Consider the following 17,496-nt stretch of genomic DNA (forward strand, 5'->3'; position numbering starts at 1 on the left):
AGTTTTCGCAACAAAGGAGAGTATCGACAATGACTGAGCACACCCACGAAGGCGCGCACTCGCACGAGCACGCGCACGCCGGCGTCGAGCACGCGCACCCGCATGACAGCCACGACCATCAGCACATCGAGCACGTGCACACCCACACCCACGATGACGGGACCGAGCACACCCATTCCCATGTGCACCAAACCGGGCTCGAGGAGGCGCACGAGCACGTCCACTGATGGACTTCGCGCAGCGGACCATCGATCTCGCCCGGCAGAATGTGGCCGAAGGCGGCAGGCCCTTCGCCACGGTGATCGTCAAAGACGGCGAGATCCTGGCCGAAAGCGCCAATGAGGTTGCGCAGAGCCATGATCCGACGGCTCACGCCGAAATCCTGGCCATCCGCGCAGCGTGCGTGAAACTCGGCACCGAGCATCTGACCGGCACCACCATCTACGTGCTGGCCCACCCCTGCCCGATGTGCCTGGGCTCGCTGTATTACTGCTCGCCCGACGAGGTCGTCTTCCTGACATCGCGCGAGCAGTATGCGCCGTATTACGCCGACGACCGGAAGTATTTCGAGCTGTCGACGTTCTACGACGAGTTCGGCAAAGACTGGCAGCAGCGGCGGCTGCCGATGCGCTACGATCCGCGTGATGCGGCAGTCGAGGTCTACCGGTTGTGGAAGGAACGTCAGACGTTGGGGCAGTAGTGCTTTGGATTATCCCGCTCGTCGAGCGGTGGCAGGTTGCGCGCCGGCGTCTGCACCAGCGGGGTGTCCATCGGGATCCGGCCGTTAGCACGGTCGAAGCCGGCCCGGGCCCGCGGATGCTTGCGGTAGCGCGAGGGCACGACCGAAAAGACCAGTCGCACAAGGTCGCCGAACCGGCGGTGGAACCACTCGTCGCGCCGCGACCAGGTGTAGCCCATCAGTTCCCGCACCGGCGGGTCGTAGAGCCCGATAGTCACCCAGACGAAGAACGGGTGCAGCAGTTTGCGCTGTAGCGCCCACACCGGGTCCGGAATCCATTCCGCGAAAGGCGGTTTCGGTAACTCTGCCAGGTTGAGCACCTCGCGCGCGGCGAAGTTGTTCTCCAGCACCTCGTTACACATGTGATCCCAGTAGACCTGGAAGTCCTCCCACGTCTTGGGCACCGGGCGCATGCTCATGCCATACATCCGGTACCACTCGATGTGCTCGTCGAACAGTTGCCGCTTCTGATCTTCGGAGAGGCCACCGCAGAACCGCTCGGCCACGTGCAGGGTGCCGACGAAGAAGGTGGAGTGTGCCCAGTAGAAGACGTCGGGGTTCAGCGCGTGGTAGCGGCGGCCCAGATCGTCGGTGCCCTTGATGTCGATGTGGTAGTCGCGCACCTCGGCCCCGGTGGTCGGCGCGCGATCGCCGTCGAAGACGACGCCACCGATCGGATACAGCGACCGCAGCAGTCGCGGCCAGCGCTCGCGGAAGAACGTCGAGTGGTCTTCGACGGCCGCGCCCAGTTGAGGGTGCATGTTCTGCATCGAACCGGCCCACGGGCCCTGCAGCATGCCGCGCCAGTCGCCGAAGTATCGCCAGGTCAGCGAGTCGGGTCCGAGCGGCTGTGGCGGGGCTTCGTATCCCAGCGGCGAAACCGGGCAACCCGTCCCGACCGGGCGCACCTCGGACGTATCTTGAGTCACTGATTAAGTTTCCTGTTCGATTCGGTCAAACTGACTACATGCGTTGTCAACAAGAGTCTAGGAGTGCCGTGCCGTCCGGTCAACGCGCGCGTCGCTGGTCGGGTGTTCCGCTGGAAGATCGCCAGGCCATGCGGCGCGACGAACTCGTCGGCGCCGGCGTGCAACTGCTCGGCGGGGAGAGCGGCCCGGCGGTGACCGTGCGGGCGGTGTGCCGGGAGGCCGGGCTGACCGAACGCTACTTCTACGAAAGCTTCGCCGATCGCGACGAGTTCGTCCGCGCCGTCTACGACGACGTCTGCACCCGGGCGATGTCGGCGCTGATGTCGGCGACGACGCCGCGCGAAGCTGTCGAGCGGTTCGTCGCGCTGATGGTCGACGACCCCGTGCGCGGCCGGGTGCTGCTGCTGGCCCCGGCGGTGGAACCGGTACTGGTGCAGTCGGGTGCGGAGTGGATGCCGAATTTCATCGACCTGCTCCAAGGCAAGCTGACCCAGATCGGCGACCCGGTGCGGCAGAAGATGATCGCCACCAGCCTGATCGGCGGCCTCACCGCTTTGTTCACCGCCTACCTGGACGGGCGGCTGGCGGCCACCCGCGAGCAGTTCATCGACTACTGCGTAGACATGCTGCTCAGCAGGGTCGAGACACACTAGCGGGCACCGGTGGTGCGCCGCCGCCCGGTGACTCGCCTGCACGGAACTTGAATGTCACCGACGGACACAGATATATTGATGAAACCGACAGACACAGATAACTGGGAGGGGCGTCGTGCCGGATCCACAAGACCTGGACCTGTTGCGTGAACTCGAGCCGGTCGTCGAGAAGTACATGAACCGGCACTTGAGCGTGCACAAGGCCTGGAACCCGCACGACTACATCCCGTGGTCGGACGGCAAGAACTTCTACGCCCTCGGCGGCCAGGACTGGGAGCCGGGCCAGACCAAGCTGACCGATGTCGCGCAGGTCGCGATGGTGCAGAACCTGATGACCGAAGACAACCTGCCGTCGTATCACCGCGAGATCGCGATGAGCTTCGGCATGGACGGCGCCTGGGGCGAATGGGTGAACCGTTGGACCGCCGAGGAGAACCGGCACGGCATCGCGTTGCGCGACTACCTCGTGGTGACCCGCGCCGTCGACCCGATCGAGCTGGAGAAGTTGCGCCTCGAGGTGGTGAACCGCGGCTTCAGCCCGGGCCAGAACCAGCAGGGTGATCTGCTCGCCGAGAACCTCTTCGACTCCGTCGTCTACGTGACGTTCCAGGAGTTGGCCACCCGCGTCTCACACCGCAACACCGGGAAGGCCTGCAACGAGCCGATCGCCGACCAGCTGCTGGCCAAGATCTCGCAGGACGAGAACCTGCACATGATCTTCTACCGCGACGTCAGCGAAGCGGGCTTGGAGATCGCGCCGAACCGGGCGATGCATGCGTTGCACCGGGTGCTGCGCAACTTCAAGATGCCCGGATTCTCGGTGCCGGAGTTCCGCCGTAAGGCCGTGATGATCGCCGTCGGCGGCGTGTACGACCCGCGCATCCACCTCGACGAGGTCGTGATGCCGGTGCTGAAGAAGTGGCGCATCTTCGAACGCGAAGATTTCTCCGGACAGGCCGCGCGCGAGCGCGACGACCTCGCCGTGCTGATCAAAGAGCTCGAAGCGTCGTGCGACAAGTTCGAGATCTCCAAGCATCGCCAGCTCGAGCGCGAAGCCCGCACCGGCAAGAAGATCACCGCCATGGAGCTGCATCGCACCGAAGGCACGCTGTCCCTGAGCCGGAGGTAACCGGCCTTGCGTATCGGTCCTTTCCCGCTGGCCAGCCCGGTGGTGTTGGCGCCGATGGCCGGGGTGACGAACGTCGCGTTCCGCACCCTGTGCCGTGAACTCGAGCAGGCGCGCGTCGGCACGGTCAGCGGGCTCTACGTGTGCGAGATGGTGACGGCGCGCGCTCTCGTCGAGCGGCATCCGGTCACCATGCATATGACCACGTTCGCCGCCGACGAGTCGCCGCGATCGCTGCAGCTCTACACCGTCGACCCGGCGACCACCTATAAAGCGGTGAAAATGATCGCCGACGACGGGCTCGCCGACCATGTCGACATGAATTTCGGCTGCCCGGTTCCCAAGGTCACCCGGCGCGGGGGCGGGGCGGCGCTGCCGTTCAAGCGGCAGCTGTTCGGCCAGATCGTCGCCGCGGCGGTGCGCGGTACCGAAGGCACCGACATCCCGGTGACCGTCAAGTTCCGGGTCGGCATCGACGACGAGCATCACACTCACCTCGACGCCGGCAAGATCGCGGAATCAGAAGGTGCCGCGGCCGTCGCCTTGCATGCCCGCACCGCTGCGCAGCGTTATTCGGGAACCGCGGACTGGGAGCAGATCGCGGCCCTCAAGCGGCATGTCCAGACGATCCCGGTGCTGGGCAACGGCGACATCTTCGAAGCCAGCGACGCGCTGACCATGATGGCCATGACCGGCTGCGACGGCGTCGTAATCGGCCGGGGCTGTCTGGGCCGGCCGTGGTTGTTCGCCGAGCTGTCGGCGGCGTTCACCGACAACCCGTCGCCGACGCCACCCAATCTGGGCGAGGTCGCCGACATCATCCGTCGGCACGGCGAGCTGTTGACTGCCCATTTCGGCGAAGACAAGGGCATGCGCGACATCCGAAAGCACATCGGCTGGTATCTGCATGGTTTTCCGGCCGGATCGGAGCTGCGACGAGCATTGGCGCTGGTCAAGACGTGCGATGAACTCGATTCGCTGCTGGGCCGGCTCGACCCGACGGCGCCGTTTCCGGCGGCCGCCGGCGGGCCTCGTGGACGTCAGGGCTCACCGTCCCGGGTCGCCTTGCCGGACGGTTGGTTGACCGACCGCGACGACTGCACGGTCCCGGTCGGGGCCGACGTGATGCACTCGGGCGGCTGAAAGCGAGACCCTCCCGAGATCGCGTTCGAGGGGCTCTCTCAGTACGATGTGGAACTTGTTGCAACACGCACTGGGGGCCGAGCCCGTTGCCACCGCTGCGCCACGCTGCCATGCCGGCAGCGCCGCGCGGATGTGCGTGCACGCACGCGTGGGGCACCCACCAGATTCGGAGGCCGGGTAAGACATGAGTGACGGCGACCAAGGCGCCGGTAGACCCACTCGCGACCACGACGGCAACGAGTTAGGGATTACCGGAACGCCGCAAGGATCGCGAGGCGCCGCGCCGTGGGAACGGTTCGGATCGGCGCCGCGGTCGGTCGCCGTCGCCCATCGACGGCCATCGCCCGCAGCTGCGTCGCGCCCGCCCGTCGAGCACGCCACCGAAGACGAGGACGGCAATGACGCCGGCGGATCCCACGCCGAGGGTGGGCTGACCGTCGCCGACCTGATCGCCAAGATGGGCGTCCCGGTCGCCGATCGGCCGCGTCATCACCACGCCGCTCCCGAGCCCGATCATTTGCTCGCGGCTGCCGCTGTCGAGCGGACCGCGGTGTTGCCCACAACGCCGGCCCCGCTGCGGCCGGCGCGACTTGTCGACCCGCCCCCGCCCGCAGCCACCGAGCCGGCCGACCTCGACGAGCTGGACGAAGACGATGACGAACACCCGGCGCCGAAGCGGAAACGCCACCGCGGTGCGCTGATGATCGCCGGCCGGTTGGCGGCTGCCACGATCGCCGCGGCGGCACTGGCGATGACCGGCGGAGCCTGGCAATGGAGCACCTCGAAGAACCACCGGCTGAACAACATCAGCGCCTTGGACCCGCAGTCGCGCGACATCGTCGACCCGAACGCACAGTTCGGCGATGAGGACTTCCTGATCGTCGGGATGGACTCGCGCGCCGGGGCCAACGCGTCCATGGGCGCCGGCGACACCGCGGACGCCGGCGGAGCCCGGTCTGACACCATCATGCTGGTCAATGTCCCGGCGAACCGGAAACGTGTTGTAACAGTGTCGTTTCCGCGCGACCTGGCGATCACCCCGATCCAGTGCGAGGCATGGAATCCCGACACCGGGGAATACGGTCCGCTGTATGACGCGGACACCAAGAAGTGGGGGTCCCGATACGTCTACACCGAGACGAAGCTGAATTCGACGTTCTCGTTCGGCGGGCCGAAGTGTCTGGTGAAGGAGATCCAGAAGCTGTCCGGCCTGAGCATCAACCGGTTCATCGCCGTCGACTTCGCCGGCTTCGCCAAGATGGTCGACGCGCTGGGCGGCGTCGAGGTGTGTAGCTCCACTCCGCTCAAAGACTATGAGCTGGGCACCGTGCTCGCGCATTCCGGACGCCAGCTGATCGACTCGAAGACCGCGCTGAACTACGTGCGGGCCCGCAACGTCACCACCGAGAACAACGGCGACTACGGACGCATCAAGCGTCAGCAGCTGTTCTTGTCCTCGCTGCTGCGCTCGCTGATTTCCAAGGACACGTTCTTCTCGGTGAACAAGCTCAACAACGTCGTCAACCTGTTCATCAGCGACAGCTACGTCGACAACGTCAAGACCAGGGACCTCGTCCAGCTGGGCCAGTCGGTGCAGGGCATGACCGCGGGCCACGTCTCGTTCGTGACGGTGCCGACCGGTGTCACCGATGAGAACGGCGACGAGCCACCGCGGACCGCGGACATGCGCGCGCTGTTCAACGCGATCATCAACGACGAGCCGCTGCCCGGCGAAAACGACCTCAATGCGACGACGAGCCCACCCACCAAGACGATGACCAGCAAGGCGAACCAGAGCCAGACCAGCAAGGCTCCCGACCCGCATCCCGAGCGGCTCGAGGCCTTGACGGCCTCGCCGCGCGACGTCACCGTGCAGGTGTCCAATTCCACCGCCAAGTCGGGCCTGGCCGGCACGGCCAGCAGTCAGCTCAAGCGCCAGGGGTTCAAAGTCAAGGCGCCCGACGACTATCCGACCGCGCTCAAGACCACCACCGTGCTGTTCTCGCCGGGTAACGAGCAGGCCGCCGCGACGGTTGCCGCAGAGTTCGCGAATGCGAAGGTCGAGCAGATCACCGGGACCGGGCACGTCGTGCAGGTGGTGCTCGGCTCGGACTTCTCCTCGGTCGGTGCTACCCCGCCGGTGGGCTCGTCGGTGAGCGTGCAGATCGACCGCAACGCCAACAGCAGCACCCAACCGACCAGGCTTCCCGATGACTTGACGGTGACCAACGCCGCCGACACCACCTGCGAATAACACCTCCGTCGACGTTCGTCGGGCGAACCGGCATTCACCGCGAGTTCATCCCCAACTTCGTGCGGGTTCATGCCCGCCCGGAGATCGAGAACGTAGTCTTGACCGCATGCGCACCGCTTACCACGAACAGCTCGCTGAGCTTTCGGAGCAGCTCGGCGCTATGTGCGGGCTGGCCGGAGCCGCGATGGAACACGCAACACAGGCTTTGCTGCAGGCCGATCTGGTGCTCGCCGAGCAGGTCATCTCCGACCACGAGCAGATCGCCGAACTCAGTTCCAAGGCTGAGGAGAGTGCCTTCGTCTTGCTCGCGCTGCAGGCACCTGTCGCCGGCGACCTGCGGTCCATCGTCAGCGCCATCCAGATGGTCGCCGACATCGACCGGATGGGCGCGCTGGCGCTGCACGTCGCCAAGATTGCCCGCCGTCGCCATCCGCAGCACGCACTCCCCGAGGAAGTCAACGGCTACTTCGCCGAAATGGGCAGGGTCGCGGTCGAATTGGGTAACAGTGCGCAAGAGGTCTTGTCGACTCGTGACCCCGAGAAGGCGGCCCGCATCCGCGAAGAAGACGACGCGATGGACGACCTGCACCGCCACCTGTTCACCGTGTTGATGGACCGTGAGTGGAAGCACGGCGTGGCCGCGGCCGTCGACGTGACCTTGCTCGGCCGCTTCTACGAGCGGTTCGCCGACCACGCCGTCGAGGTGGCGCGCCGCGTCATCTTCCAGGCGACCGGCCACTTACCCGACGAAGAACCCGTCGCCAACTCCGGCTGACCCCTTTGGCGGCGATCTAGCCGAACCGGCCGGAGATGTAGTCCTCGGTGGCCTTCTCGGTCGGGTTGGAGAAGATCTTCTCGGTGTCGTCGATCTCGATCAGTCGGCCCGGCTTGCCGACGGCTTCGAGGTTGAAAAACGCGGTGTGGTCGCTGACTCGCGCCGCTTGCTGCATGTTGTGCGTGACGATGACGATGGTGTAATCCTGCTTCAGATCCGCGATGAGATCCTCGATCGCCGTCGTCGAAATCGGGTCCAGCGCCGAACACGGCTCATCCATCAGCAACACATCCGGTTGCACGGCGATAGCCCGCGCGATACACAACCGCTGCTGCTGACCGCCGGACAGCCCGCCGCCCGGACGGTCCAGCCGATCCTTGACCTCGTCCCACAGATTGGCGCCGCGCAACGCCTGTTCGGCGGTGTCGTCGAGCAGTTTGCGGTTGCGCATACCTTGCAGTTTCAGTCCGGCGACGACATTGTCGCGAATCGACATGGTAGGGAACGGGTTTGGTCGCTGGAACACCATTCCGATCGCGCGACGCACGCCGACCGGGTCGACACCGTTGCCGTAGATGTTGTCGTCATCGAGCAGCACGGAGCCCTGCATGCGCGCGCCGGGAGTCACCTCGTGCATCCGGTTGAGCGTGCGCAGCACCGTGGTCTTCCCGCAGCCCGACGGGCCGATGAACGCCGTCACACTGCGCGGCAGCACCGACAGCGACACGTCGGCGACCGCAAGGAACGAGCCGTAGTAGATGTTGACGTCTTTGAGGTCCAACCGCTTAGCCATGAGAGCTCCTGCCTAGCTTTTCGGGTGCGAAGACTCTGGAGCCCACTCTGGCTCCAAGATTGATGACGGCGATCAGCACGATCAGCGTAAGGGCAGCGCCCCAGAGCCGATCGGTGGGAATGGGATTGGAGCCCGCGCCTGCCGCGGTCTGGTCGTACATCATCCCCGGCAGCGAACCCATGAAGCCACTGGACATGTCGAAGTTCATCACTTGCGAATAGCCCACCAGGAGCAGCAGCGGGGCGGTCTCACCCATCACCCGGGCCAACGCCAAGAAGACTCCGGTGATGATGCCGGACAGGCCGGCGGGAAGCACGATCTTGGTGATGGTCTTCCACTTCGGCACACCCAGCGCGTAACTCGCTTCGCGCAGATCCAGCGGGACGATCCGCAACATCTCCTCGGTGGCGCGCACAATCACCGGCAGCATCAGCAACACCAGCGACAGCGACACCGCGAAACCAGACCGCGGGAAGCCGAGCGTGGCGATGAACAGCGCGTAGATGAACAGCGCGGCGACGATCGAAGGCACGCCGGTGAGGATGTCGACGGTGAACGTGGTCAGCTTGGCCAGCGTGCTGTCGCCGCCGTATTCGACCAGATAGATCGCGACGAACAGACCGATCGGTATGGAGATGGCCGCGCACACCAAGCCTTGCAACACCGTGCCGACGATGGCGTGATACGCGCCGCCACCGGCGAGGAACGCCGTCATGTCGGCTTGTGAATGCGACCACCACACCGTGGACTTGACCGTCCGGAATCCTTTGGTCACAACCGAATACAGCACCCAGATCAACGGCACCAGCGCCAGCGCGACCGACGACGTCACCAGCACCGTGGCGACGACGTTGGCGGCTCGGCGGCGCAGGCTGACACCGGTGAATCTGCGGGCCTTGAGCGGGCGGTCCAGGATCGACGTCATCGAGCGTCGCCTCCGGCTCGCCCGCGCGTGCCGGCGCGCGCCAGCGCGTTGACCACAAAGGTCAACAGGAACAGCACCAGCCCGGCGGCTATGTAGGCGCCCGCCTTGTACTGGTTGTTGAATTCCGAAGCGGTGGCGGCGATCTTGGTCGCGAAGGTGTAGCCGCCGTCGAACAGCGACCAGCCGAACGCCGCTTGGGTGCCGCGCAGAATGATCAGCAACGCGACGGTCTCACCGAGGGCTCGACCCAGGCCGAGCATCGCGCCGCTGATGTAGCCGGAGCGTCCGAACGGCAGCACCGTGGTCTTGACCACTTCCCAGCGAGTCGCCCCGAGCGCCAGCGCGGCCTCGACCTGGTTCTGCGGTGTCTGGATGAACACCTCGCGGGTCACTGCTGTGATGATCGGCAGGATCATCACCGCCAGCACAATCCCCGCGGTGAAGACGGTGCCGCCCCCGGCCACCGACGCGTTGCCGGTCGCAAACAGAAACACCCCGCCCAGGTGCTCGTTGAGCCAGGTTGCGACCGGCCGCAGCTGGGGCGCCAATACGTAGAGGCCCCAGACGCCGTAGATGATCGACGGGACCGCGGCGAGCAGATCGACCATGTACGCCAGCGGTCCGGCCATCCGGCGTGGCGAGTATTGCGTGAGAAAGATGGCGATCCCCAACGCAATTGGCATAGCGAGGACAAGGGCGAACAGCGCGACGCACACGGTGACCTGAACGAGGTCGAAGATGCCGAAGTGCATCGCCGAGGTGTTGGTGGTGACCCAGTTCCCGCCGTAGGTGAAGAAGTTCTCCTTGTCACGGGCCAGCGCCGGTATCGCGCGCCACAGCAGAAAGAGGCCGATCGCGCTGACCAGGACGACGATCAGTACACCGGATCCGGCGGACACCCTGCGATACAGTCGCTCGCCGCGATGGGGTGCGGTCGTCCCCCACGGCAGCGTCGGGGTCACCCTCGGCTGACGGAAGGGCGCGGCGATGACTTCGCCGGAACCTGCGGTGTTCGGGTCCGGGGTCGTCACTGGATCGCCCTGATCGCGGCGAGCAGGCGCTGCTTGAATTTGTCGGGCAACGGCACGTATCCGGCGGCGGACAGGCCGCCCTGACCGTTGTCGGCGGCGATGGTGAAGAACGACTTGACCGCGGCGCTCGTGGAAGCGTCATACCCGTCGGAGCAGACGATCTCGTAGGTAGCCAGCACCAGCGGATAGGCGCCCGCCACCGTGGTGCTGTAGATCGATTTCAGATCCAATTTCAGGTCATCCCCGTCGCCGGCGAACGTTGCGCCGTCGATCGCCTTGCGCGCGGCGTCGTCTGTCAGCGCGACCCCGCCTCTGCCGCTGTCGATACGCGCATAGGGCAAACCGCTCTGGTCGGCGAAGCCCTTCTCCACGTACCCGATGGCGCCGGGGGTCGATTTCACCGCCTGCACGATGCCGGCCGACTTCTGCGCACCTTCGCCGACCCCGCCCTGAAACTCGCTGCCGGCGCCCTTGGTCCAGCTGTTCGGGGCGGCCGCCGCCAGGTACTTCTGAAAGTTGTCGGTGGTACCCGAGGAGTCCGACCGGTAGATCGGTGTGATCTTGGAATCGGGTAGGGCAACGCCGGCATTGAGCGCCGCGATGGCCGGATCGCTCCAGTCGGTGATTACGCCGCTGAAGATCTTGGCCAGCACATCGCTGTTGAGCACCAGCGAGGTGACCCCGTCGACGTGATAGGCGAGGGCGACCGGCCCGAACACCATCGGCAGATGCCAGGCAGGATTTCCGTTGCAGCGCTGGGTCGCCGGCTCGATCTGCTCGCGGCTCAGTGGCGACTCCGAACCGGCGAAATCGACATGGCGCGCGATGAATTGCTCGCGACCGGCGCCCGATCCAGTCGGGTTGTAGGCGATGTTCTTGCCGGGGCACAGCTCGGCCCACTCCTTGTTGAACAACGCGATCGCGTTCTGCTGAGCGGTCGATCCCTCGGCGGTGAGATCGCTCTTGCCGCCGCAGTCCACCGGGCCGGTCGGCGCGGGCGATACTCCGCTCAGATTCTTGTCGCTGCCGCAGCCAGCGAGGACCACACATCCGACAACGCCCGTCGTGAGCGCCTTGGCTAGCGCCGCGCCGAGCCCGTCGCGCCTCACTGATCTCGCTTCCGAAGATAATTCCCCCGCGCAACGTAAGCGTCGCGCGTAGACAAGATTCACCGGTCGAGTGAACGCCGGGTAAACAGCTCAGCGAGCGGCGTAGGCGGTATCGACGCTGAACTGGTTGAATCCCAACCGCCGGTACGTTTTCAGCGCAGCGGTGTTGTCCGCGTCGACGTAGAGCATCACCGTGGGTTCCGCCGAACCGCCGAGCTGACGCGCCAGATGTGCGATACCCACGGCCGTGAGGAGCCCACCCAGGCCGCTGCCCTGGGCGGCGGGATCGACGCCGACGACGTAGACCTCGCCGAGTCCGGCCTGATCGGAATGCACCTTCGTCCAGTGGAAACCAAGCAGCGCGTCGGTGTGTGGGTCGAACGCCAGGAACAGGCCTTCAGGGTCGAACCACGACTCGGCACGCCGTTCGTCGAGGTCGGCGGCGCTCCAGCCGCCTTGCTCTGGATGGGTCGCGAAAGCGGCGTTGTTGACCCGCAGCAGCTCGGCGTCGTCGGCGGTACCGGCGTAGGTCCGGATGCGCACCCCGTCGGGCACCATCGGCTCGGTGACGCCGTGCAGCGAGCGGCGCATCTGCACGAGTTCGCGGACCGGCTCGAGACCCAGCGCCGAAGCCGTCGCCTGCGCGGATTCCAGTGTTCCGTGTGCCCAGAACTGGTTTTTTCCATCGGTTTTCGCCAGTGCAGCCCGGATCATCGCGGCACCGATGCCCTGCCTTCGAGCGTCCGGGTGCACCACCAACTCCGCCATGCCGGACCCGGGCCCCGTCGCAAGATTCAGATAGCCGACGACCCGCCCGCCGCTGACGGCCACCAGGTGCCCGGTGCGCTGCTGCGCCAACTCGCGCAGCACCTGCTCACCGACCGGCGCGACCTTATCGACATCGCTTGCCGCAGTAATGATTTCGCGTATGCGCTGTTGATCCTCAGCGGCCAGTCCGGCCCGCCACTGAGGTGACGTCACTGGCTGTGCAGCGGATCGGGCAGTGGATCCCGGTAGTTGTCGATCTCAGCTTCGGAGTCGTGGCCGTCGGCCTCGCCGCTCGGTAGCCGGCGGGTCGGGCGGACTGCCTTGTAACCCACGTTGCGGACCGTGCCGATCAGCGCTTCGTACTCCGGCCCGAGTTTGGCTCGCAGCCGTCGCACGTGCACGTCGACGGTGCGCGTACCACCGAAGAAGTCGTATCCCCACACCTCGTGCAGGAGCTGCGCCCGGGTGAACACCCGGCCGGCGTGCTGCGCCAGATACTTCAGCAGCTCGAATTCCTTGTAGGTGAGGTCGAGGGGTCGTCCGCGCAACCGCGCGGTGTAGGTGCTCTCGTCGATCACGAGTTCGCCGAGGCTGACCTTGCCGACGCCCTCCTGGTCCTGCAGATTGCCGCGACGACCGACCAGTAGTCGCAGCCGGGCATCGATCTCGGCGGGCCCGGTGCTGGGGAGCAGGATCTCGTCCAGACCCCAGTCCGCGTTGACCGCCACCAGCCCACCCTCGTTCACTACAACGACCGCCGGGATCGACCGACCGGTCGAACCGAGTAACCGGCACAAGCCGCGGGCGGCGGGCAGGTCGAGTCGCGCATCGACGATCAGAATGTCCGCGCTGCCCGCTTCCAGCAGCGAAGAAACATCCGGCGCCGCCGTGCGTACGGTGTGCGCGAGCAGCGACAACGACGGCAGAACCACATCGGGGTGCGGCTCTGAGGTCAGCAGCAACAGGTCCAAGCAAGCCCCTCCAGCGTCGTGGGAAAGGCGTCTCCCAAATTCATGGTGAGATGTGAAGTTAACGGCAGGGTCATTAAACGATAGCGTGCATGCCTGTCTTTAGCGCGGTGACTACGGTTGGGTACGCCACAATATGCGGATGCGAAAGGTGCTGCTCGCGGCGGCAGCAGTACTGCTGACTGCGGTGATTGTGCTGGTCGCAGCCGCCGGCGTCGATTTCGGGACCAGTATTTACGCCGAATACCGGTTCGCGCGGTCGGTGCGTCAGAGTGCCCGTTTGGGCTTTGACCCGTTCGTTGCGATCATCGCGTTTCCGCTCATTCCGCAGGCGATGCGGGACCATTACCGGCAGCTGGAAATAAAGGCCAGCGCGGTCGACCGTCCGGTGATCGGTAAAGCCACCCTCGAGGCGACCATGCACTCGGTCGACCTGACCGACGCGTCGTGGCTGATCGGACCCAACGCCAAGTTTAAGGTCGGCAAACTGGAGAGCCGCATCATCATCGACTCCCGGCATCTGGGCCTCTACCTGGGCATTCGTGACCTGATCGTGGAGGCGCCACCGCAGGTCACCAACAGCTCCACCGGCGGCACCACCGAGTCCGGCATCTCCGGCAGCCACGGCCTGGTTTTCACCGGCACTCCGCGGGCGGCCCACTTCGACAAACGGGTCAGCGTCGCCGTGGATCTGTCGATGGCCGACAAGACCACGCTGGTGTTCACCCCGACCGGCGTAATGACCGGGCCCAATACCGCCAACGAACCGGTTCCCGACGACAAGCGCGACGCGGTGCTGGCGACGTTCGCGGGCAGGCTGCCCGACCAGAGACTGCCCTTCGACGTAGCACCGACACACGAGGGCGCCCGCGGCTCCGACGTGATCATCGAAGGCATCACGACGGGATTAACCATCACGCTCGACGGGTTCAACCAGGCATGATCTCAGCCTGCGACGATCAACAGGGCAGTGCGATCCGTAGAGGGCCGGAGGAGCGGCGTAAATGATTTCAGCTTCACCAGGGCGGGGGCCCGGAGAGGAGCTCGGCGGATGACGGCAGCGATCGTCGGGCTTGTCGCGGCCCTGGTGCTGGCCGCGGTGATCGGCTGGCTGCTGAACCGCCGATCCGGTGACCTTCGGGCGACCGATCCGGGCACCGCCGAGAAAGTCGACACCAGCGACCTGGGACTGTCCCGCGACGGGCCGACTGTCGTGCATTTCAGCGCGACCTGGTGCTCGCCGTGCAAACAGGTGCGCCGCGTGGTCGACCAGGTCTGTGACGACCTCGGCGACGTGGCCCATCTGGAGATCGACATGGACGACAACCCCGGCGCGGCCAAGCGGCTGTCGGTTCTATCGCTGCCGACCACGTTCATCTTCGACGCCGACGGACGACAGCGCTATCGGACCGCGGGTGTACCCAAAGCTGATGACCTGCGGTCCACGCTGGCACCGCTATTAGCTTGATGACGTCGCCATTGGGTAAGCTGCTGAGCGTGTCCGCCCGCATCGAGCTTGTGCTCACCAAACGCCGCACGGTTGACCTGTGCCGCGTTGCGGGCTGTTGCTGTTGTTGTTGTAGCCGCTGAGTAGCCGCGCCTTCTCGCGCCGCACTCGGAGCTGCCAGGAACACACTCCTCCTGGCGCGCCATCCCGCCGTTCATGCAACGACCAATCAGGAGCAGCACCATGTCAAACATCAACACCGCTGACCAGGTCGACGTCCGCGGACCTCGATTCGCCGCTTGGGTGACAACCCTGGTGCTGGTAGCCGGCCTGCTTGTGTCCGGCGTCAGCACCGTGGCCGCCGCGATCATCCTGGGCGTGCAGGCCGTCATCTTCGCGATCGGCGCGACGGCCGGCCCGCGCCGGCACCCCTACGGCCTGATATTCGCCAAGCTGGTGGCTCCGCGGGTGGCACCGGTCCGCGAGCGTGAGCCGGTCGCGCCGCTGAAATTCGCCCAGCTGGTCGGGCTGATCTTCGCGGTGGTGGCCGTCGCCGGTTTCGCCTCTAGCGCTTCACTGCTCGGCGTCATCGCGACCGGCGCCGCACTGGTGGCCGCATTCCTCAACGCAGCCTTCGGCATCTGCCTGGGCTGCCAGCTCTACCCGCTCGTGGTGCGGCTCAAGCCGGCCGCCAGCACTTCTTGATAGCAACCGAAAGGATCCCCTCCATGGCACGCTCCGACGTCCTGGTCTCCGCAGACTGGGCCCAGAGCAATCTCGACGCCGACCATGTCGTCTTCGTCGAGGTCGACGAAGACGCCAGCGCATACGACGACGGCCACATCGCCGGCGCCGTGAAGCTGGACTGGCGTACCGATCTGCAAGACCCCGTCCGGCGTGATTTCGTCGACGCCCAGCAGTTCTCCAAGCTGCTCAGCGACCGCGGCATTGCCAACGACGACACTGTGATCCTGTACGGCGGCAACAACAACTGGTTCGCCGCCTATGCGTACTGGTATTTCAAGCTGTACGGGCACGAGGACGTCAAGCTGCTCGACGGTGGCCGCAAGAAGTGGCAGCTCGACGGGCGCGCTTTCTCCACCGACAAGGTCGAGCGGCCCGCCACCAGCTACACCGCGAAGCCAGCGGACAACTCGATCCGCGCGTTCCGCGACGAGGTGCTCGCTGCGATCCACGAGAAGAACCTGGTCGACGTGCGATCGCCCGACGAGTTCTCCGGCAAGATTTTGGCACCGGCGCACCTGCCGCAGGAACAGAGCCAGCGGCCCGGCCACATCCCCGGCGCCATCAATGTGCCGTGGAGCAAGACCGCGAACGACGACGGCACCTTCAAGTCGGACGACGAGTTGGCGAAGCTGTACGCCGACGCCGGTCTGGACGGCAAGAAGGAGACCATCGCCTACTGCCGGATCGGCGAACGCTCATCGCACACCTGGTTCGTCCTGCAGGAACTGCTCGGACACCACAACGTCAAGAACTACGACGGCAGTTGGACCGAATACGGCTCCCTGGTGGGAGCCCCGATCGAGTTGGGAAGCTGATATGTGCTCTGCGCCGAAGCAAGGACAAACCCTGCCGGCCAGCGTTGACCTGGAAAAGGAAACGGTCATCACCGGCCGCGTAGTGGATGGCTCCGGCCAAACCGTCGGCGGTTCTTTCGTGCGGCTGCTGGACTCCTCCGGGGAATTCACCGCCGAGGTCGTCGCGTCGGCCACCGGTGACTTCCGATTCTTCGCTGCACCCGGATCCTGGACGCTGCGGGCGCTGTCGGCCGCGGGCAACGGAGACGCCATCGTCGAGCCGAAAGGCGCGGGCATCCACGAGGTCGACGTCAAAATCGCCTGACGGGTCTGCCGAAACTAGACTCGTCGTCGTGGTTCTGTTCTTCGAGATCATGCTCGTCGCGTCCGTCGTGCTGATCGGCTGGTTCGCGTTGTACGCGCTGTACCGGATGGTCACCGACGAATCGTGAGTACCGCCGACGACGATGCAGAGCGAAGCGATGCTGAGGAGCGGCGCCTGAGTACCGCCGACGACGATGCAGAGACGGGCCGTTTGCCCGGTTCCGCGGACCGTGCCGTGGCCGCCGCGGTTGAACGAGCCCGGGTGACCGCGGGCCGCAACATCCCTGTCTTCGACGACCTGCCGATCCCCGCGGACACCGCGAACCTGCGCGAGGGCGCCAATCTGCACGATGCTCTACTGGCGTTGCTTCCGCTGGTCGGGGTGTGGCGCGGCGAGGGCGAGGGCCGTGGCTCCGACGGCGATTACCGCTTCGGACAACAGATCACGGTCTCCCACGACGGTGGGGACTACTTGAACTGGGAAGCTCGGTCGTGGCGGATCACCGACACCGGCGACTACCACGCACCCGACTTACGGGAAACAGGTTATTGGCGTTTCGTCGACGAACCAGATGACCCGTCCGAGTCGCAAGCCATCGAGCTGTTGCTGGCGCATTCCGCGGGCTACATCGAATTGTTCTATGGGCGCCCGCTCAATCAGTCGTCGTGGGAATTGGCCACTGATGCGCTGGCCCGTAGCCGATCGGGCGTGCTCGTCGGCGGTGCCAAGCGGCTGTACGGGATCGTCGAGGGTGGCGACTTGGCCTATGTCGAGGAACGGGTGGACGCCGACGGCGGGCTGGTACCACACCTGTCCGCTCGTCTCTCCCGTTTCGCGGGGTAGCAGCTCCGCTGTAGCCGTTGCCGTACACCGTGTTTGGGGCTGACCCAGAAAATGGGCAGCCCCCGAGCCGTAGTTCCAGGTTGGACGAACCGGAGGCTCGGGGGCCGGGTGACTGCGGGGAATTCGC

General features: G+C 65.6%; 21 protein-coding genes. 14 read left to right on the top strand and 7 right to left on the bottom strand.

Annotated features, from left to right (window positions below; translation table 11 throughout):
• Window positions 1-29 precede the first annotated feature (29 nt).
• Both G6N27_RS12575 and G6N27_RS12580 read left to right on the top strand, forming a co-directional pair.
• Entirely contained in the window at window positions 30-227 is a 198-nt protein-coding gene (locus G6N27_RS12575; protein WP_163776622.1) for a CbtA family protein, read from the top strand.
• A complete protein-coding gene (locus G6N27_RS12580; protein WP_197746540.1) occupies window positions 224-700 on the top strand; it encodes a nucleoside deaminase in 477 nt (158 codons plus the stop codon). Before G6N27_RS12575 ends, G6N27_RS12580 begins: the two co-directional genes overlap by 4 nt.
• On the opposite strand, the gene G6N27_RS12585 is transcribed toward G6N27_RS12580, so the two are convergent.
• On the bottom strand, window positions 682-1,668 hold the full coding sequence (locus tag G6N27_RS12585; RefSeq protein ID WP_163776624.1) for an oxygenase MpaB family protein: 987 nt from the start codon (window positions 1,666-1,668) through the stop codon (window positions 682-684). The genes G6N27_RS12580 and G6N27_RS12585 overlap by 19 nt on opposite strands.
• 38 nt (window positions 1,669-1,706) lie before the next feature.
• Between G6N27_RS12585 and G6N27_RS12590 the strand changes: the two genes are divergently transcribed.
• The 5 genes from G6N27_RS12590 (at window position 1,707) to phoU (ending at window position 7,619) form a co-directional block, all read left to right on the top strand.
• On the top strand, window positions 1,707-2,321 hold the full coding sequence (locus tag G6N27_RS12590) for a TetR/AcrR family transcriptional regulator (RefSeq protein ID WP_276045003.1): 615 nt from the start codon (window positions 1,707-1,709) through the stop codon (window positions 2,319-2,321).
• A 115-nt stretch (window positions 2,322-2,436) separates the two neighbouring features.
• Window positions 2,437-3,450: an acyl-ACP desaturase gene (locus G6N27_RS12595; protein WP_232064558.1), complete on the top strand. Its 1,014-nt coding sequence runs from the start codon at window positions 2,437-2,439 to the stop codon at window positions 3,448-3,450.
• Window positions 3,451-3,504: 54 nt separating this feature from the next.
• On the top strand, window positions 3,505-4,590 hold the full coding sequence (gene dusB / locus G6N27_RS12600; RefSeq protein ID WP_232065075.1) for a tRNA dihydrouridine synthase DusB: 1,086 nt from the start codon (window positions 3,505-3,507) through the stop codon (window positions 4,588-4,590).
• Between the two features lie 184 nt (window positions 4,591-4,774).
• Window positions 4,775-6,844: an LCP family protein gene (locus G6N27_RS12605; protein ID WP_163776627.1), complete on the top strand. Its 2,070-nt coding sequence runs from the start codon at window positions 4,775-4,777 to the stop codon at window positions 6,842-6,844.
• Window positions 6,845-6,950: 106 nt separating this feature from the next.
• Window positions 6,951-7,619, top strand: coding sequence for a phosphate signaling complex protein PhoU (phoU, locus tag G6N27_RS12610; RefSeq protein WP_163776628.1), 669 nt, complete (start codon window positions 6,951-6,953; stop codon window positions 7,617-7,619).
• A 16-nt stretch (window positions 7,620-7,635) separates the two neighbouring features.
• Here phoU and pstB read toward each other — a convergent pair whose 3' ends face one another.
• From pstB to G6N27_RS12640, 6 genes are all read right to left on the bottom strand, one after another.
• A complete protein-coding gene (gene pstB / locus G6N27_RS12615) occupies window positions 7,636-8,412 on the bottom strand; it encodes a phosphate ABC transporter ATP-binding protein PstB (protein ID WP_163776629.1) in 777 nt (258 codons plus the stop codon).
• Window positions 8,405-9,337 (bottom strand): phosphate ABC transporter permease PstA, encoded by a 933-nt coding sequence (gene pstA, locus G6N27_RS12620; protein WP_163776630.1) that lies wholly within the window; start codon window positions 9,335-9,337, stop codon window positions 8,405-8,407. Before pstA ends, pstB begins: the two co-directional genes overlap by 8 nt.
• Entirely contained in the window at window positions 9,334-10,287 is a 954-nt protein-coding gene (gene pstC, locus G6N27_RS12625; RefSeq protein ID WP_372513037.1) for a phosphate ABC transporter permease subunit PstC, read from the bottom strand. Before pstC ends, pstA begins: the two co-directional genes overlap by 4 nt.
• 77 nt (window positions 10,288-10,364) lie before the next feature.
• Window positions 10,365-11,477, bottom strand: coding sequence for a phosphate ABC transporter substrate-binding protein PstS (gene pstS / locus G6N27_RS12630; RefSeq protein WP_163776632.1), 1,113 nt, complete (start codon window positions 11,475-11,477; stop codon window positions 10,365-10,367).
• A gap of 90 nt (window positions 11,478-11,567) precedes the next feature.
• Window positions 11,568-12,458: a mycothiol synthase gene (mshD, locus tag G6N27_RS12635; RefSeq protein ID WP_163776633.1), complete on the bottom strand. Its 891-nt coding sequence runs from the start codon at window positions 12,456-12,458 to the stop codon at window positions 11,568-11,570.
• Complete coding sequence (locus tag G6N27_RS12640; protein WP_163776634.1) at window positions 12,455-13,216, bottom strand: winged helix-turn-helix transcriptional regulator; 762 nt, start codon at window positions 13,214-13,216, stop codon at window positions 12,455-12,457. Before G6N27_RS12640 ends, mshD begins: the two co-directional genes overlap by 4 nt.
• A 133-nt stretch (window positions 13,217-13,349) precedes the next feature.
• Here G6N27_RS12640 and lmeA point away from each other — a divergent pair, with 133 nt between their 5' ends.
• The 7 genes from lmeA (at window position 13,350) to G6N27_RS12670 (ending at window position 17,369) form a co-directional block, all read left to right on the top strand.
• Window positions 13,350-14,156, top strand: coding sequence for a mannan chain length control protein LmeA (gene lmeA, locus G6N27_RS12645; RefSeq protein WP_163776635.1), 807 nt, complete (start codon window positions 13,350-13,352; stop codon window positions 14,154-14,156).
• Between the two features lie 108 nt (window positions 14,157-14,264).
• Window positions 14,265-14,681: a TlpA family protein disulfide reductase gene (locus G6N27_RS12650; RefSeq protein WP_163776636.1), complete on the top strand. Its 417-nt coding sequence runs from the start codon at window positions 14,265-14,267 to the stop codon at window positions 14,679-14,681.
• The gene (locus G6N27_RS25690; RefSeq protein ID WP_372513036.1) at window positions 14,681-14,803 is read left to right on the top strand and encodes an Ms5788A family Cys-rich leader peptide; all 123 of its coding nucleotides are present in this window, start codon (window positions 14,681-14,683) and stop codon (window positions 14,801-14,803) included. The genes G6N27_RS12650 and G6N27_RS25690 overlap by 1 nt, the downstream gene beginning before the upstream one ends.
• A 100-nt stretch (window positions 14,804-14,903) precedes the next feature.
• Window positions 14,904-15,365, top strand: coding sequence for a DUF4395 domain-containing protein (locus G6N27_RS12655; RefSeq protein ID WP_163776637.1), 462 nt, complete (start codon window positions 14,904-14,906; stop codon window positions 15,363-15,365).
• A 23-nt stretch (window positions 15,366-15,388) separates the two neighbouring features.
• On the top strand, window positions 15,389-16,222 hold the full coding sequence (locus tag G6N27_RS12660) for a sulfurtransferase (protein ID WP_163776638.1): 834 nt from the start codon (window positions 15,389-15,391) through the stop codon (window positions 16,220-16,222).
• 1 nt (window position 16,223) lies between these two features.
• Window positions 16,224-16,526, top strand: coding sequence for a DUF1416 domain-containing protein (locus G6N27_RS12665; RefSeq protein ID WP_163776639.1), 303 nt, complete (start codon window positions 16,224-16,226; stop codon window positions 16,524-16,526).
• 174 nt (window positions 16,527-16,700) lie between these two features.
• A complete protein-coding gene (locus G6N27_RS12670; RefSeq protein ID WP_163781735.1) occupies window positions 16,701-17,369 on the top strand; it encodes an FABP family protein in 669 nt (222 codons plus the stop codon).
• Window positions 17,370-17,496: the final 127 nt, after the last annotated feature.

The organism is Mycobacterium cookii (genome assembly GCF_010727945.1).
Taxonomy (GTDB): Bacteria; Actinomycetota; Actinomycetes; order Mycobacteriales; family Mycobacteriaceae; genus Mycobacterium; species Mycobacterium cookii.

Bases quoted from the DNA above. Each gene is read 5' to 3' on its own strand.
- G6N27_RS12575 (WP_163776622.1), top strand. From the start codon at position 30: ATGACTGAGCACACCCACGAAGGCGCGCACTCGCACGAGCACGCGCAC.
- G6N27_RS12590 (WP_276045003.1), top strand. From the start codon at position 1,707: ATGCGTTGTCAACAAGAGTCTAGGAGTGCCGTGCCGTCCGGTCAACGC.
- dusB (WP_232065075.1), top strand. From the start codon at position 3,505: ATGGCCGGGGTGACGAACGTCGCGTTCCGCACCCTGTGCCGTGAACTC.
- G6N27_RS12605 (WP_163776627.1), top strand. From the start codon at position 4,775: ATGAGTGACGGCGACCAAGGCGCCGGTAGACCCACTCGCGACCACGAC.
- phoU (WP_163776628.1), top strand. From the start codon at position 6,951: ATGCGCACCGCTTACCACGAACAGCTCGCTGAGCTTTCGGAGCAGCTC.
- pstB (WP_163776629.1), bottom strand. From the start codon at position 8,412: ATGGCTAAGCGGTTGGACCTCAAAGACGTCAACATCTACTACGGCTCG.
- pstA (WP_163776630.1), bottom strand. From the start codon at position 9,337: ATGACGTCGATCCTGGACCGCCCGCTCAAGGCCCGCAGATTCACCGGT.
- lmeA (WP_163776635.1), top strand. From the start codon at position 13,350: ATGCGGATGCGAAAGGTGCTGCTCGCGGCGGCAGCAGTACTGCTGACT.
- G6N27_RS12650 (WP_163776636.1), top strand. From the start codon at position 14,265: ATGACGGCAGCGATCGTCGGGCTTGTCGCGGCCCTGGTGCTGGCCGCG.
- G6N27_RS25690 (WP_372513036.1), top strand. From the start codon at position 14,681: ATGACGTCGCCATTGGGTAAGCTGCTGAGCGTGTCCGCCCGCATCGAG.
- G6N27_RS12655 (WP_163776637.1), top strand. From the start codon at position 14,904: ATGTCAAACATCAACACCGCTGACCAGGTCGACGTCCGCGGACCTCGA.
- G6N27_RS12660 (WP_163776638.1), top strand. From the start codon at position 15,389: ATGGCACGCTCCGACGTCCTGGTCTCCGCAGACTGGGCCCAGAGCAAT.
- G6N27_RS12665 (WP_163776639.1), top strand. From the start codon at position 16,224: ATGTGCTCTGCGCCGAAGCAAGGACAAACCCTGCCGGCCAGCGTTGAC.